The sequence below is a fragment of the Pseudomonas sp. CFBP 8772 genome (assembly GCF_014841665.1).
Taxonomy (GTDB): Bacteria; Pseudomonadota; Gammaproteobacteria; order Pseudomonadales; family Pseudomonadaceae; genus Aquipseudomonas; species Aquipseudomonas graminis_B.
The window spans coordinates 209,406-224,124 of sequence record NZ_JACYUI010000001.1 but is presented as its reverse complement, the minus strand read 5'-3'; the positions used below and the strand labels follow the sequence as shown (position 1 = coordinate 224,124).

Annotated in this window: 13 protein-coding genes; 12 read left to right on the top strand and 1 reads right to left on the bottom strand. The window is 63.7% G+C overall.

What is annotated here, in order from left to right; all coding sequences use genetic code 11:
- Positions 1 to 400 precede the first annotated feature (400 nt).
- The 12 genes from IFT99_RS00965 (at position 401) to soxR (ending at position 13,178) form a co-directional block, all read left to right on the top strand.
- Positions 401 to 853 (top strand): MarR family winged helix-turn-helix transcriptional regulator, encoded by a 453-nt coding sequence (locus IFT99_RS00965; protein WP_192130104.1) that lies wholly within the window; start codon positions 401 to 403, stop codon positions 851 to 853.
- Positions 850 to 2,949, top strand: coding sequence for an FUSC family protein (locus tag IFT99_RS00960; protein WP_192130103.1), 2,100 nt, complete (start codon positions 850 to 852; stop codon positions 2,947 to 2,949). Before IFT99_RS00965 ends, IFT99_RS00960 begins: the two co-directional genes overlap by 4 nt.
- Positions 2,946 to 3,155, top strand: coding sequence for a DUF1656 domain-containing protein (locus tag IFT99_RS00955; protein ID WP_065988670.1), 210 nt, complete (start codon positions 2,946 to 2,948; stop codon positions 3,153 to 3,155). Before IFT99_RS00960 ends, IFT99_RS00955 begins: the two co-directional genes overlap by 4 nt.
- Entirely contained in the window at positions 3,152 to 4,072 is a 921-nt protein-coding gene (locus tag IFT99_RS00950) for an efflux RND transporter periplasmic adaptor subunit (RefSeq protein WP_192130102.1), read from the top strand. Before IFT99_RS00955 ends, IFT99_RS00950 begins: the two co-directional genes overlap by 4 nt.
- Complete coding sequence (locus tag IFT99_RS00945; protein ID WP_192130101.1) at positions 4,069 to 5,493, top strand: efflux transporter outer membrane subunit; 1,425 nt, start codon at positions 4,069 to 4,071, stop codon at positions 5,491 to 5,493. The genes IFT99_RS00950 and IFT99_RS00945 overlap by 4 nt, the downstream gene beginning before the upstream one ends.
- Before the next feature lie 236 nt (positions 5,494 to 5,729).
- Positions 5,730 to 6,563 (top strand): aldo/keto reductase, encoded by an 834-nt coding sequence (locus IFT99_RS00940; protein ID WP_192130100.1) that lies wholly within the window; start codon positions 5,730 to 5,732, stop codon positions 6,561 to 6,563.
- A 107-nt stretch (positions 6,564 to 6,670) separates the two neighbouring features.
- The gene (locus IFT99_RS00935; RefSeq protein WP_065988674.1) at positions 6,671 to 7,687 is read left to right on the top strand and encodes a transporter; all 1,017 of its coding nucleotides are present in this window, start codon (positions 6,671 to 6,673) and stop codon (positions 7,685 to 7,687) included.
- Between the two features lie 130 nt (positions 7,688 to 7,817).
- Positions 7,818 to 9,434, top strand: a complete 1,617-nt coding sequence (locus IFT99_RS00930; protein ID WP_192130099.1) for an inorganic phosphate transporter — start codon at positions 7,818 to 7,820, stop codon at positions 9,432 to 9,434.
- A 344-nt stretch (positions 9,435 to 9,778) separates the two neighbouring features.
- Positions 9,779 to 10,915: an FMNH2-dependent alkanesulfonate monooxygenase gene (gene ssuD, locus IFT99_RS00925; RefSeq protein ID WP_065988676.1), complete on the top strand. Its 1,137-nt coding sequence runs from the start codon at positions 9,779 to 9,781 to the stop codon at positions 10,913 to 10,915.
- Between the two features lie 145 nt (positions 10,916 to 11,060).
- Positions 11,061 to 12,164 (top strand): sigma-54 interaction domain-containing protein, encoded by a 1,104-nt coding sequence (locus IFT99_RS00920; RefSeq protein WP_065988758.1) that lies wholly within the window; start codon positions 11,061 to 11,063, stop codon positions 12,162 to 12,164.
- A gap of 100 nt (positions 12,165 to 12,264) precedes the next feature.
- Positions 12,265 to 12,678, top strand: coding sequence for a hypothetical protein (locus tag IFT99_RS26175; RefSeq protein ID WP_244656854.1), 414 nt, complete (start codon positions 12,265 to 12,267; stop codon positions 12,676 to 12,678).
- Positions 12,679 to 12,716: 38 nt separating this feature from the next.
- On the top strand, positions 12,717 to 13,178 hold the full coding sequence (gene soxR, locus IFT99_RS00910) for a redox-sensitive transcriptional activator SoxR (protein ID WP_192130098.1): 462 nt from the start codon (positions 12,717 to 12,719) through the stop codon (positions 13,176 to 13,178).
- An 89-nt stretch (positions 13,179 to 13,267) separates the two neighbouring features.
- On the opposite strand, the gene IFT99_RS00905 is transcribed toward soxR, so the two are convergent.
- Positions 13,268 to 14,695, bottom strand: coding sequence for an FAD/NAD(P)-binding protein (locus IFT99_RS00905; protein ID WP_192130097.1), 1,428 nt, complete (start codon positions 14,693 to 14,695; stop codon positions 13,268 to 13,270).
- Between the last annotated feature and the right edge of the window lie 24 nt (positions 14,696 to 14,719).

Genomic DNA, 14,719 nt, shown 5'->3' with positions numbered 1-14,719 from the left:
ACTATTAAGGCAAAGTGGCTCATTGCCCCCATGTTTTGCCCAACCAGCGGAAACCGGGGAGAAGGGCTAATAATTTGGCGCCATTTTTTTGGAGGAGCGCTTAGACGACGCTCAGAAAATTAGTTCAGCCAGCGAGGATTCAGCCGACAGACGGTATCGGAAAATTCCTGCTTCGGGTCGTCCCGCCTTCCTACTCAGCGATCAGAGCCATCTGGCGCGCCCCATACTCTCTGTCAAACATCCGGCCAGACCGTCCTGCGACAATCCGCCCGGCGCCCCAGGACAGATTCCATTTGACGACCCCACAGTGTTACAAGATATTATTAGTTAGCAACCTAATAATGCAGCGCCTAATCATTCAGGCCCTAACCAAACTCCGTATCGTTCCAATGGCCTCTTCATGAACCCTGACACCCTGCAAATGCGCATTACCGGCGGCGTCGTCGCGGCCTCCCGGCAGTGGCGTCGTGTCTGCCAGACCACGCTGATCAACGTTGGCGTCACCGAAGCCTGCGCCGGCCCGTTGCTGATGATCGCGCGCCTGGGTGAAGGCGTGCGTCAGGTGACGGTGGCCCAGGCCTGCGGGCTGGAAAGCCCCTCACTGGTGCGCCTGCTCGATCAGCTGTGCAAGGCCGGACTGGTGCAGCGCACCGAAGACCCCACCGACCGACGCGCCAAGGCCTTGAGCCTGACCGATGAGGGCCGCGCGTTGGCCAACGCCATCGAGGAAGAGCTGATCCGCCTGCGCCGCGACATCTTCAGCAACGTCGATCCCGCCGACCTGGAGGCAACGTTACGGGTGTTCAACGCCATCGCCCAAGCCACGCCAATGGCGCCGGAGTCGTCATCTTGAGCGGCAGGTTCAACGGGTTTTTCGACGGCGTACCGCCGGGTCGCGACTGGTTCTACGGCGTGCGCACGTTCGCGGCGTCGATGCTGGCGCTGTACATCGCACTGATGATGGAACTGCCCCGCCCCTATTGGGCGATGGCAACGGTGTACATCGTTTCCAGCCCGTTCGTGGCGCCGACCAGTTCCAAGGCGCTGTACCGCGCCGCCGGCACGCTGCTCGGCGCCGCAGCGTCGGTGGTGCTGGTGCCGATGTTCGTGCAGACGCCGTTTTTGCTGGCCGTGGTCATCGCACTGTGGACCGGCACCCTGCTCTTCTTGTCCCTGCACTTGCGCACCGCCAACAGCTACGCGCTGATGCTGGCGGGTTACACCATGCCGCTGATTTCCTTCCCCGTGGTCGACAACCCCCAGGCGGTGTTCGACATCGCCGTCTCGCGCACAGAGGAAATCTTCCTCGGTATCGTCTGCGCCGCGGTGGTCGGCGCGATGTTCTGGCCGCGTCGGCTGGCACCGGTGCTCGTCGACGCCATGGGCAAGTGGTTCAAGGACGCCTCGGCTTACAGCGACCTGTTCCTCTCGCGCAGCGCCACGCCGGAAGCCGTCGGCGGCCTGCGCACGGCCATGGTCGGGACCTTCAACAGCCTGGAGCTGATGATCGGCCAGTTGCCCCACGAAGGCGCCCATCGCCAGACCGTGCGCAACGCCAAGGAACTGCGCGGACGGATGATTCATCTGCTGCCGGTCATCGACGCCCTGGACGATGCACTCTGGGCGCTGGAGCGGCGTTCGCCCGAGCACGTCGCCGACCTCGCCCCGCTGCTGATCGAATGCCGCGACTGGGTCGAGCAGACCGCAGAAGGTGCACCGATCACGTATTGGAAAGCTCTGCACACCGAGCTTGATCGCCTGCAACCCACCCCTGCGCAGATTGACGATCGCCGGCACCTGCTGCTGTCGAACGCGCTGTATCGCCTGCGCGAGTGGATTGACCTGTGGCAGGACTGCCGCAGCCTGCAGCACGCCATCGAGACCGATGACCACTCGGCGTGGCGCGCGGTGTATCGCCATTGGCGGCTGGGGCGGCTGTCGCCGTTTCTCGATCGCGGGATGATGCTGTATTCGGTGGCGACCTCGGTCAGCGCCATCATCGTCGCGTCGGTGCTGTGGATCTTGCTGGGCTGGCAGGATGGCGCGAGCGCAGTGGCGCTGGCGGCGGTGTCGTGCAGCTTCTTCGCGGCGATGGACGACCCGGCGCCGCAGATCTACCGCTTCTTCTTCTGGACCATGATGTCGGTGATCTTCGCCAGCCTCTATCTGTTCGTGGTGCTGCCCAACCTGCACGACTTCCCGATGCTGGTGCTGGCGTTTTCAGTGCCGTTCATCTGCGTCGGCACCCTGACCGTTCAGCCGAAGTTCTACCTCGGCACGCTGCTGACCATCGTCAACACTTCGTCCTTCATCAGCATCCAGAGCGCCTACGACGCCGACTTCGTCAACTTCGTCAATTCCAACCTGGCCGGGCCGGCGGGTCTGGCATTCGCCTTCGTCTGGACGCTGATCGTCAGGCCGTTCGGCACCGAAGTGGCGGCCAGGCGCCTGACCCGCTTCAGCTGGCGCGACATCGTCTCCCTCAGCGAAGACGCCACCCTGGCCGAGCACCGGCACATGGGCGTGCGCATGCTGGACCGGCTGATGCAGCACCTGCCGCGCCTGGCGATCACCGCGCAGGATTCCACCACTGCACTGCGCGAAGCGCGGGTTGCCCTGAACATGCTGGACTTGCTGGCCTACATGCCACGGGTCGACCCCGCGCCGCGCCAGCTGTTGCGCCAGGTCGCGACCGAAGTCGGTGCGCATTTCCGCGCCTGCCTGAAAGCCCGGGAGCGTTTGCCCGCCCCTAAAGGTCTGCTGATGACCATGGACCGCGCCCGCCGCGCGCTGGCGTTCAACGGCGAAGATGATGACGACGCGCGGCTGAATCTGCTGCACGCCCTCAGTGGCTTGCGCCTGGCGCTGCTGCCGGGTGTGGAGATCGTCGATGTGCTCGCCGAGCAGGAAGAACAACCGCCCTATGGCATCGATGGAGCGCCCTTATGATCGGTGATGTGGACATCAGCGGGATCTTCCTGCCGACCTTTCTGGTGCTGATGGGCATCGCTTACCTGATTTTTCTGGTGGTGCACGCCGTGTTGACGCGCGCCCGCTTCTACCGCCTGGTCTGGCACCGGGCTTTGTTCAACGTCGGTCTATACGCTCTGTTGCTCGGCGTCGTGGATACCCTAAGTCGATACCTGATGAAATGAAAAAACCTCTACTGACGCTGGGCCGCGTGGTCCTGACCCTGCTGGTTGTCACCCTCGCCGCGATCGTCGTGTGGCGCATGGTGATGTATTACATGTACGCGCCCTGGACCCGCGACGGGCACATCCGCGCCGACGTGATCCAGATCGCTCCGGACGTTTCGGGGCTGATCGAGAAGGTCGCGGTGAGTGACAACCAACTGGTCAAGAAAGGCCAGTTGCTGTTCACCATCGACCAGGACCGCTTCCGTCTCGCCTTGCGCCAGGCCCAGGCGACCGTGGCCGAGCGCAAGGAAACCTGGGAACAGGCCCAGCGCGAAAACCGGCGTAACCGCAGCCTCGGCAATCTAGTGGCCCGCGAGCAATTGGAAGAAAGCCAGTCCAGGGAAGCCCGCGCGTTGTCGGCCCTGAACGAAGCCCAAGTGGCGGTCGATTCGGCGCAACTGAACCTGGACCGCTCGGTGATCCGCAGCCCGGTGGACGGCTACCTCAACGACCGTGCGCCCCGCGACCGCGAATTCGTTAGCGCCGGGCGCCCGGTGTTGTCGGTGGTGGACAGCAACTCCTTCCACATCGACGGCTACTTTGAAGAAACCAAACTGGACGGGATTCACATCGGCTCCGGCGTAGACATCCGCGTGATCGGCGACAACGCCCGCCTGCGCGGCCATGTGGTGAGCATCGTCGCCGCCATCGAAGACCGCGACCGCAGCAGCGGCTCGAACCTGCTGCCCAACGTCAATCCGGCGTTCAGCTGGGTGCGTCTGGCCCAGCGGATTCCGGTGCGCATTGCCTTTGATGAAGTGCCGGCGGATTTCCGCATGATTGCCGGGCGCACGGCGACGGTATCTATCATCGATGACGCCCGCGCAGATACTCAGGGAAATGATCAAACCGTCCAGCCAGGAGCGCCCAAATGAAACACCGCGCACGCCTGCTGACCGTGGGCCTGGGCTTGCTGCTGTCGGCTTGCACCGTGGTCGGCCCGGATTACACGCTGCCCGAGAAAGCCGCCGTCAATCGCCCCGATCTGCACGGCGAGCTGGCCGGTTCGTCGACCAATGTGGTGTCGGCGCCGGTGCCGGCTGACTGGTGGCGGCTGTATCACGATCCGAAGCTTGATGAACTGGTGGGTCAGGCGCTGGTGTCGAGCACCGATTTGCGCGTCGCGGCGGCGAACCTGCAACGGGCGCGCTTTCAGATGAACGAAGCCGATGCGGCCGGCGGCTGGAGCGGCACGGCCAAAGCCGGTGCGCAGCGCTTGCAGGAGTCCGGCCAGGCCTATCTGCAGCCGGAGAAAGTACCGGTGGCGAACGTCGGCGATGTCGGCCTGACCACTTCGTATCAGTTCGACCTGTTCGGCGTGCTGCAGCGCGGGATCGAAGCGGCCCAGGCCAACGCTGACGCGACCCAGGCGGCGGCCGACACGGCACGCATCACGTTGGTGGCCGATGTGGTCCGCGCGTACACCCAGGTGTGCGCCGCCAACGAAGAACGCAACATCGCCCTGCACTCCCTGGACCTGCAGAAGCAGGGCCTGAGCCTGACCCAACGCCTGCGCGATGCCGGCCGTGGCGATGAAACCCAGGTGACGCGCTCGCAAACCCAGTTCCGCTCGCTGCGTGCTGACTTACCGCGTTATGAAGCGGCGCAGAAGTCGGCGTTGTATCGGTTGTCGATGCTCCTCGCCCGGCCGCTGAACCAGTTGCCGCAAGGAGTGGCGGAATGCGCCGAGCTGCCGCACATCGCTCAAGTCATGCCGGTGGGCGATGGCGCCGCGCTGCTCAAGCGTCGCCCCGATGTCCGTCAGGCAGAACGCCGCCTGGCGATGTCGACCGCGGCCATTGGTGTGGCGACCGGCGAGTTGTATCCGGACATCAGCATCGGCGCGACCGTAGGCACTGTGGGGATTCTGGATGAACTGGGCGATCCGTCGACCAATCGCTGGGGCTTTGGTGGGGTGATCAATTGGACCATCCCGTCCAATGGCGCACGGGCGCGAATTCACATCGCCGAAGCGTCGAATCAGGTGGCGCTGGCGCGTTTTGATGGCGTGGTGCTGAACGCGATCCGCGAAGCCCAGACCGGGCTGTCGCAATACACCGCGCTGCTGGAACGCCGCGATGCGTTGGTTGAAACCGAGGAGTCGGCGCGCCAGGCTGCGGACCAGACCCATCGGTTCTTCCTGGCCGGCCGCGAATCCTTCCTCGCCGACCTGCAAGCCACCCGCACCTACACCGACGTCACCGCGCAACTGGCGGCGGCGAATACCCAAGTGGCAATGGGACAGATCGACCTGTTCCTGGCGCTGGGCGGGGGTTGGGAGAACGGGCAGCAGTGAGTTCTCGCGGGTTGGCACGGACTGCTTTTTGTGGGACCGGCTTTAGCCGGGCAGACGTCGGTCGTCACACCGCGAAATTGAGGGTGCTCATGCAGGCCTCTTCCCGGCTGAAGCCGGTCCTACAATAGATACGCAGTCACGCTCACGCACTGCGCATTCGCTTGAGATTGAACCCCTGCCGGCCGGTACTGCCTGACTCTTAATCAATCAGTCCTATCCGCCCGGAGGCACACCCGATGCGCACGCTTGAACTGGCAGACAAAACCGTCCCCGTTATCGGTCAGGGCACCTGGCACATGGGTGAGGACCGCCATCAGTTCGAGGCGGAAGTCTCGGCGCTGCAACTGGGCATCGACCTCGGTCTGACGCTGATCGACACCGCCGAGATGTACGGCGAAGGCGGCGCCGAGAAAGTCGTCGGCCAGGCCATCGCCGGGCGGCGCGACGAGGTCGTGCTGGTGAGCAAGGTCTACCCGCACAACGCCAGCCGCGCGGGCATTCCGGCGGCGTGCGAGCGCAGCCTCAAACGCATGAACACCGACTATATCGATCTGTATTTGCTGCACTGGCCCGGTCAGTACCCGTTGGAAGAAACCGTTGAAGCCTTCGAGCGTCTGCGTGAAGCGGGCAAGATCGGTCGCTGGGGCGTGTCCAATTTCGACGTGTCAGACCTGCTTGAGCTCGACGCGTTGGGCCTCGGCGGCGGGTGCGCCACCAACCAGGTGCTGTACAACCCGGAAGAGCGCGGCATCGAATACGACTTGCTGCCTTGGATGCAAACCGCCCGGATGCCGCTGATGGCGTACTGCCCGATCGGCCAGGCCGGCAACTTGCTGATGAACCCTGCCATCCTCGAAGTCGCCGAGCGCCACGACGCCACCCCGGCGCAGATCAGCCTGGCGTGGGTACTGCGTCAGGACGGCGTGATCGCCATTCCCAAGGCCGTCACTCCCCATCACCTGGAATTGAACGCTGCGGCGGTTGATATCGAGCTGTCCATCGAGGATGAATTGCTGATTGATACCTCATGGCCGGCGCCCCTGCGCAAGACGCGGCTGTCAATGGTCTGAACAAGATCGCTGACAGACACAAACCGTCACAAAACTGTCAAAACCCCTTGCGATGATGCCGCTTTCGATCTCGTGCCCTGCGGGGCACTTCCCGTCTGCGAGCCTTCATGAATCAACGCATTGCCCATCACCAGGACTCGGATCTGTTTGGCTTGCTGTACGGGTTCCGCTTCCGTCCCGAGGAACCCGGCCGTGAGCTGGATTCGACGTCTGCGCTGGAGTGCCTGCGCCACCCGACCGAGCCCGACGAGTTCGTCTGGCTGCACCTGAATCTCGCACACGCCAGCTGCGAACGCTGGCTGAAAACCAACCTCGACCTGCCCGACGAATTCCTCGAAGCGCTGCACGAAGGCTCACGCTCCACGCGCATCGAACACGTCGACTCCGCCCTGCTCGCGGTGGTCAACGACGTGGTCTTCGACTTCAACCGCATCTCCACCGACATCGCCACATTGTGGGTGTGCGTGCGCAGCAACCTGATGATTTCCGCACGCCATCAGCCGCTGCGCTCGGTAGACCGGCTGCGCTCCTCGGTCAAACAAGGCGAAACCTTCCGCTCCCCCCTTGAACTGCTCGCCCACCTGCTGCGCGATCAGAGCGACGTGCTGAGTCAGTTCATGCGCAAGACCAGCCTCAGCGTCGACAAGATCGAAGACCAACTCCTCTCCCAACGCCTGAGCAACAACCGCTCGGAACTGGGCGCCATGCGTCGGGTGCTGGTGCGCCTGCAGCGGCTGCTGGCGCTGGAGCCCGGCTCGCTGATGCGCCTGCTGCACCGACCGCCGCAATGGCTGCTGGAAGACGACCTGCAAGAACTGCGGCAATCCACCGAAGAGTCGGCGCTGGTGATCAGCGACCTCACCGCCCTGGGCGAACGGATCAAACTGCTGCAGGAAGAAATCGCCGCCAACCTCAACGAACAAAGCAGCCGCACGCTGTTCACCCTCACCGTCGTGACCGTGCTGGCGCTGCCGATCAACATCGTCGCGGGTTTCTTCGGCATGAACGTCGGCGGCATCCCCCTGGCCAGCGATCCCCACGGGTTCTGGGTGCTGGTCGCGCTGGTGGCAACCTTTACGTTTATTGCGGGACGGTGGGCGTTTCGCAAGAGTCGGGATTATTGACGGCAGCATTATTGGCGCGCCCACTGGTCCCTAACCCCAGTAAATCCAGCCAAAACGTGACCCGTGTCGCATCTCTGTCACATTTTGTAATGATCATGGTCACCATCCCACCTCAACAGGATCGCGACCCATGGCAACCCCCTCACTGGCTCAACGCCCTCTGCAACAGGGGCCCGGACTGAGTGCCCAATTCGGGCGCAAGCCTGGCGTGCTGACGATGGTGATTTTCTGCGTCGTACTGGTATTGGGCCTGTTTTACACCGGCTACAGCCTCAAGCAGGACATGGACGATCTGGGTACCGTCGTGCTGACCTGGACGCCGTTCATTCTGCTCGGCGTGGCGCTGGTCATCGCGCTGGGCTTTGAGTTCGTCAACGGTTTCCACGACACCGCCAACGCCGTCGCCACCGTCATCTACACCCACTCCCTGCCGCCGAACTTCGCCGTGGTCTGGTCGGGAACGTTCAACTTCCTGGGTGTGCTGTTTTCCAGCGGCGCGGTGGCGTTCGGCATCATTGCCCTGCTCCCGGTCGAGCTGATCCTGCAAGTCGGCTCATCGGCGGGATACGCGATGATCTTCGCCCTGCTGATCGCGGCGATCCTGTGGAACCTCGGCACCTGGTGGCTGGGTCTGCCGGCCTCCTCCTCCCACACACTCATCGGCTCGATCATCGGCGTCGGTATCGCCAACGCCTTGATGCACGGCCGCGACGGCACCAGCGGCGTGGACTGGTCTCAGGCGACCAAAGTCGGTTATTCCCTGCTGCTCTCACCGCTGGTGGGCTTCACCTGCGCCGCGCTGTTGCTGATGGCGCTGCGCATGTTCGTGAAGAACCGCGCGCTGTACAAAGCGCCGGAAGGCAACAAGCCGCCACCGATCTGGATTCGCGGCCTGCTGATCCTGACCTGCACCGGCGTCTCATTCGCCCACGGCTCAAACGACGGTCAGAAAGGCATGGGCCTGATCATGCTGATTCTGGTGGGCACGCTGCCGATGGCCTACGCGTTGAACCGCGCCATGCCGTCCGACCAGTCGGTGCAGTTCGCGGCGGTCGCCCAAGTCACCCAACAGGCCCTGAGCAAAGCGGCGCCCCTGCCCGCGCCGGCCGATTCCAGACAGACACTTTCCGTTTACATCCGCGACAAGCAGGCGACCCCTGAACTGGTCCCGGCGCTGGCCGTCATGGCCGGCAAGATCGGCGATCAGGTCGCCAGTTACGGGTCACTGGCCAAGGTGCCGGCCGAGGCCACCGCCAACGTGCGGAACGACATGTACCTGACCTCCGAAGCCATCCGCCTGATGGACAAAAACAAGGTCGGCAACTTCGATGCGGACACCCAGGCCAAGGTCGACACGTTCAAACAGCAGATTGATACCGCGACGCGCTTCATTCCGCTGTGGGTCAAGGTGGCGGTAGCGATCGCGCTGGGCCTGGGCACCATGGTGGGCTGGAAACGCATCGTGATCACCGTCGGTGAAAAAATCGGCAAGACTCACCTGACCTACGCCCAGGGCGCATCGGCTGAAGTCGTCGCGATGCTGACCATTGGTGCAGCGGACATGTATGGATTGCCGGTGTCGACCACCCACGTTCTGTCTTCCGGGGTGGCCGGCGCCATGGTCGCCAACGGCTCCGGCCTGCAGATGCGCACCCTGCGCAATCTGGCGATGGCATGGGTGCTGACCCTGCCTGCCGCGATCCTGTTGTCGGGCAGCCTGTACTGGCTGTTCACCCAGATTTTCTGATTTCGAAGAGTCTCCCGTACTCTCTTGCAGGCGCTTCGGCGCCTGTTTTTTTTGCGCGGTGCTTTTCAGTGGGACCGGCTTCAGCCGGGAAGAGGCCTGTGTCGACACCCTCAATCCTGCGGCGTGACGCCCGCCGCCTTCCCGGCTAAAGCCAGTCCCACAAAGCGCGCTCTTACAGGTTTATTCGCCACTCAAGCATTCTTTTCCCCCTTGATAACCAAGAAACAGGGCATATCACTAACGGTTATAAAAATATGGAATTCAGTTCTTTTACGGAATAAATCGGAGCCTTTATAACGGGTGCACTTGTCACAAGCCCACCGATTCCGCTCGAAGGATTTCTCATGGATGTTTTCTGGTTTCTACCGACACACGGCGACGGCCATTACTTGGGCACGACCAAGGGCGCGCGCCCGGTCACGCTCAATTACCTGAAGCAGGTCGCCCAGGCCGCCGATGATCTGGGTTACCACGGCGTGCTGATTCCGACCGGCCGTTCCTGCGAAGACTCCTGGGTGATCGCATCGGCCCTCGTGCCGTTGACCGAGCGTCTGCGTTACCTGGTGGCGATTCGTCCGGGGATCATTTCTCCGACCGTTTCCGCGCGCATGGCCGCGACCCTGGATCGCTTGTCCGGCGGACGCCTGCTGATCAACGTCGTGACCGGCGGAGACCCTGATGAGAACCGTGGCGATGGCAGCTTCCTCGATCACAGCGAACGTTACGAAGTCACCGACGAATTCCTGAAGATCTGGCGCCGCGTGTTGCAGGGCGAAGCCGTGGACTTCGAAGGCAAGCACCTGAGAGTGCAGAACGCCAAAGCCCTGTATCCGCCGATCCAGAAGCCCTATCCGCCGCTGTATTTTGGTGGTTCCTCCGAGGCAGCCCACGAACTGGCCGCCGAGCAGGTCGATGTGTATCTGACCTGGGGCGAACCCCCTGCCGCCGTCGCCGAGAAGCTGGCGGACGTGCGTGAGCGCGCCGCCCGCAACGGCCGTACGGTCAAGTTCGGCATCCGTCTGCACGTGATCGTCCGCGAGACCAGCGAAGAAGCCTGGAAAGCCGCCGACACCCTGATCGAGCACATCAGCGACGACACCATCGCCGCCGCACAGAAATCTTTTTCCCGTTTCGACTCAGAAGGCCAGCGCCGCATGGCCGCATTGCACGACGGCCGTCGCGACAACCTGGAAATCGCCCCCAACCTGTGGGCCGGCGTCGGGCTGGTACGGGGCGGTGCGGGCACGGCGCTGGTGGGTAATCCGCAGGAAGTCGCCGAGCGGATCAAGGAATACGCGGACCTGGGCATCGAAAGCTTCATCTTCTCCGGCTACCCCCATCTGGAAGAAGCCTACCGCTTCGCCGAGCTGGTGTTCCCGCTGTTGCCCGAGCCGTATCGCAGCCTGGCAGGCCGCGGCATCACCAACCTCACCGGCCCGTTCGGCGAGATGATTGCCAACGACTTGCCACCGCAGAAGTAAGTTTCGCCGCCCCCCTGGAAACACCCGTTTGCTGCGCAACCGCGCAGCGCGTGGGAAACGGTTGATCTGCCATCGCGACAACGGCCATCGTGACAAGGAGTCCTTCATGACAGCCAGCTTACCGTTCCAACCACAAGTGACCCCCATGCAGCTATTGACCCTACCGCCCTCGCCGGCCCTGGCGACTTCGATTCGTGCCACCGCGCAGGTGTTCGAAGACCCGAGATCCCAGGCGCTGCTGGCCCATATCGAACAAGTCGCGCCCAGCGACGCCAGCGTGTTGATCATCGGCGAAACCGGCACCGGCAAAGAGCTGGTGGCGCGTCACATTCACAACTTGAGCAGCCGTCGTCACCAGCCGTTCGTGGCGGTCAACTGCGGCGCGTTTTCGGAATCACTGGTGGAAGCGGAGCTGTTCGGCCAGGAAAAAGGCGCGTTCACCGGTGCCCTCACCGCCAAGGCGGGCTGGTTTGAAGAAGCCAACGGCGGCACGCTGTTTCTCGACGAAATCGGCGATCTGCCCCTGGCCATTCAGGTCAAGCTGCTGCGTGTCCTGCAGGAGCGCGAAGTGGTGCGGCTGGGCTCGCGCAAGAGCACGCCGATCAACGTGCGGGTGCTGGCCGCGACCAACGTGCAGCTGGAACGCGCGATCAACGCCGGGCACTTTCGCGAAGACCTGTTCTACCGCCTCAACGTCGTCAATCTGGAGCTGAGTACCCTCCGCGAACGGCCGGGCGACATCATGCCGCTGAGCCGGCACTTCATCGACGTCTACAGCCAGCGTCTGGGCTGCGGACCGATCCAGATCAGCGCCGAGGCCGAGCACAAGTTGCGGACCTACGGCTGGCCGGGGAATATTCGCGAGCTGGAAAACGTCATTCACCACACCCTGCTGATCTGCCGCAACGGCGTGATTCAGTCCAGCGATCTGCGCCTGTCGAACCTGCGCCTTGAGCGTCAGGAGGACTCAGCCCCCATCGTCGACGATTCAACCGAAGCGCTGCTGGCCAGGGCGTTCCAGCGGCTGTTCGAGGAGCAGGCCGGCGCGCTGCACGAAAAGGTCGAAGACGCCTTGTTGCGCGCGGCCTATCGCTTCAGCCACTGCAACCAGGTGCACACCGCGCAGTTGCTGGGGTTGAGCCGCAATGTCGTGCGTGCGCGGCTGATCAAGATCGGTGAACTGGCCGTCAACAAGCGCCGCCCCGGCGAGCAGACCCAGGGTGAACGGATGCTGCATTTGTCGGTGTGAACCTACAGCGATGCAACCGGTGGGACTGCGCTCATCCCTGACGCGGTCCTACGATTTCCCCCGCCACTTCGTACGCGTTAAAGATCATCGACGTCGCCCGGTGTTGACGAATAAACTCCCACAAATCCCCTTCGCCCTGCTCGGCGTTTTCGAACGCGCGCTCGCAGTCGGTCTTCGACAGCCATTGCACGTGGCTCAGCACCCGCTGACGGTCTTCACTGACCTGCACGCTGGCGCGGACAAAACCTGGGTAGGTGCGGGTGAATCGCTCGAAACGCTCGTTGAGCGCCCCGACCAGCCCGGCCTGATGGCGGGGGTCGACGGCGAACTCGACGAACTAACTGAAAGGGAGATGAGCGGCTGCTGGTGTCATGAACGTTCTCCACGGATGACGGTTGTTGCTGAACAGGATGCTGCGCAAACCGGCATGGCCCCATACGTTTCTTGCGCCGGTGCCCCACTTGCCAAGCCGGTCCGGCCAAGCGATGCTGCGCAGGATAAAACCTCCAGTTAACTGGAGGTCAAGCGTCGTTCGGCACCCAGGAAGATTGCATGCTCACCCAGGACCTCCCGCCCATCGCCCGCGAACTCACCGTCGGCCAGTTGTCCGCGCGCAGCGGCGTGGCCATCACCGCGCTGCGCTTTTATGAGGCCAAAGGCCTGATCAGCAGCCAGCGTAACGCCGGCAATCAGCGGCGCTACCCCCGGGATGTGCTGCGTCGGGTGGCGTTGATCAAAACTGCCCAGCGCCTGGGCATTCCGCTGGCGACCATTCAGACCGCGCTACAAACCCTGCCCCAGGACCGCCCGCCCAGCCTTGACGACTGGACGCGGCTGTCCGAGCGCTGGAAAGCCGATCTGGATGAGCGCATCAACCGTCTCATCGCCCTGCGCGACCAGCTCAATGGCTGCATCGGTTGCGGCTGCCTGTCGATGGAGGCCTGCCCGCTGCGTAACTTCGGTGACAGCCTGAGCGAGCAAGGCGCCGGGCCGCGCCTGCTGGATCAGGATTGAAGGTTTTGCGGACTGATCCAAGTATCGGCGAGGGTCTGGTCGACCAGTGACAGATAATTGCGTCGTGGGGGACGCAATCTCCTGGTTATTCAGCTTGGCACATTGCACACCGCCACCAGTCGCGCCGCCAGCAGCTTGGCCTGCAACGCCACGTCGGTCACCGCGGTGCTTTCCCACCACAGCCCGCGCAAGGGCGGGCCCATGGCGTAGAGCCGCCCCGAAATCCGTCCTTCGGCGTCCATGACCGCACCACCCGCGTCGGCGGCAATGCCAAGCGCCAACGGCCCCGGCTGAATCAGGCCACGGGCCAGCAGATTGCGCGGCAAGGCCCGGTCAACCCGGCGCCAGTCGTATTGAATGCCGGTCGAGTTGATCAGCGCTGCGCCACTCTCCGTCGTGGCCGTGTCCTGCCCGCGATAGCGAACGCTGATGGAAATCTGCCCGGCCTCGGCGCCCTCCACCCTGAGCAACGAGGCGGCGTGGATGTGCAGGCGCCCTTCGCCGATCAGCCGCTCCAGCAACTTCGCACTGGGCGGCGGCGAGCGGTGATGATGGCTTTCCCACCACGGCCGGACGTGGCGTACGAATTGGCGGCGCTGCAGGTCAGAGGCCTGACTCCACAGCCGTGGAATATGCACGCGCACAGTGTCGAGCGGCGCCTGCCAGTCGATGCCCTGCTCCGCCGCTTGCGCGCACTGCTCGCGCAAGGCCCTGACCAGTTGCCGGGTGCTGCGTATGTTCAGGTCGGCGGCGAGAAAGTCCGGCCATGTCGGCGGTTGGCGGCGCACGTGGGGCACCAGGCCGTGGCGGGAAAACACGTCAATGGGCCCAAGGTGACCGGCTTGCTCCAGGGACACCACGGCGTCGACCATGGTCAGGCCCGAGCCGATGATCAGCACCCGACCCTGGGGGTCGAGCTGGCCCATCGCATCGACATCCCATGGATCGACGGCAGCGGCGTTGAGGGCGTTTGAATCGCGCTGAGGCGTGCGCGCGGCGGCGAACATGCCCGTTGCCAGTACGCCGAATCGGCCAGTCAAGTGTTCGCCGCTGGCGAGGGTCAGGCGCACGCCGGCTGCGTCAGCCTGCAGGTCGGTCACTTCGCCGCGCACGTGCTCGACGGTGGAACCATAGCGCTCGCCGACCACCCGTGCCTCGGCCAGACGCTGCTGAACGTACAGCCCGAAAATCCCGCGGGGCGGAAACAACTCGGCCACCGGCACGTGCTGCTGGTCAGACTCCGGCCAGCCGCCGGCGGCAATGTAGTCGGTCAGCCAGCGGGTGAGATCGTCGATGTCGTCCGGGTCGACGCTCATGCGCGCGGCGTTGCCGTTCAGCGTGTGGCCCAGCTCGGTGGCGCTGTAGGCCTCACCCCGGCCCAACTCGCTGCGTGACTCGGCGATGACGATGCGCCGTTGCCCCGGCAGGCGCAGCAGCTGCACCGCGAGCATGGTGCCGCTGAGGCCACCGCCGACGATGAGGATGTCGGCGTCAGGTCCATTGTGTTCAGCGCTCATTGCTTCCCCCTTCTCTTCGCCCCG